The following is a 548-nucleotide window of genomic DNA, read 5'->3' as shown; positions in this document are numbered from 1 at the left end:
ACCACTTTGTGATTCATGACTGGGGTGAAGTCGTAACAAGGTAACCGTAGGGGAACCTGCGGTTGGATCACCTCCTTACCTTAAAGAACCTGCCTTTGCAGTGCTCACACAGATTGTCTGATGAAAAGTAAATAGCAAGGCGTCTTGCGATTGAGACTGATACGTCCCCTTCGTCTAGAGGCCCAGGACACCGCCCTTTCACGGCGGTAACAGGGGTTCGAATCCCCTAGGGGACGCCACTTGCTGGTTCGTGAGTGAAAGTCACCTGCCTTAATATCTCAAAACTGACTTCCGAGTCATGTTTGAGATATTTGCTCTTTAAAAATCTGGATCAAGCTGAAAATTGAAACGACACACTGTTTCATTTCTCCGTAATAAGAAATGAAAAGCGGTGTGTTCGAGTCTCTCAAATTTTCACGACACGGNGGTGTTTTACGAAACATCTTCGGGTTGTGAGGTTAAGCGACTAAGCGTACACGGTGGATGCCCTGGCAGTCAGAGGCGATGAAGGACGTGCTAATCTGCGATAAGCGTCGGTAAGGTGATAT

Annotated in this window: 1 tRNA gene and 2 rRNA genes; all 3 read left to right on the top strand. The window is 47.5% G+C overall.

Features of this window, described 5'->3' with window-relative positions:
• Window positions 1–78: ribosomal RNA gene (locus NNO04_RS22560) — 16S ribosomal RNA — on the top strand; the annotation flags it as partial.
• Between the two features lie 85 nt (window positions 79–163).
• A tRNA-Glu gene (locus NNO04_RS22555) sits at window positions 164–239 on the top strand.
• Window positions 240–456: 217 nt separating this feature from the next.
• Window positions 457–548 (top strand): 23S ribosomal RNA (locus tag NNO04_RS22550); the annotation flags it as partial.

It is taken from the genome of Citrobacter sp. Awk 4, assembly GCF_028069725.1.
Taxonomy (GTDB): Bacteria; Pseudomonadota; Gammaproteobacteria; order Enterobacterales; family Enterobacteriaceae; genus Citrobacter_D.
The sequence above is the reverse complement of the archived record's forward strand: the minus strand, read 5'-3'. Positions and strand labels throughout refer to the sequence as shown.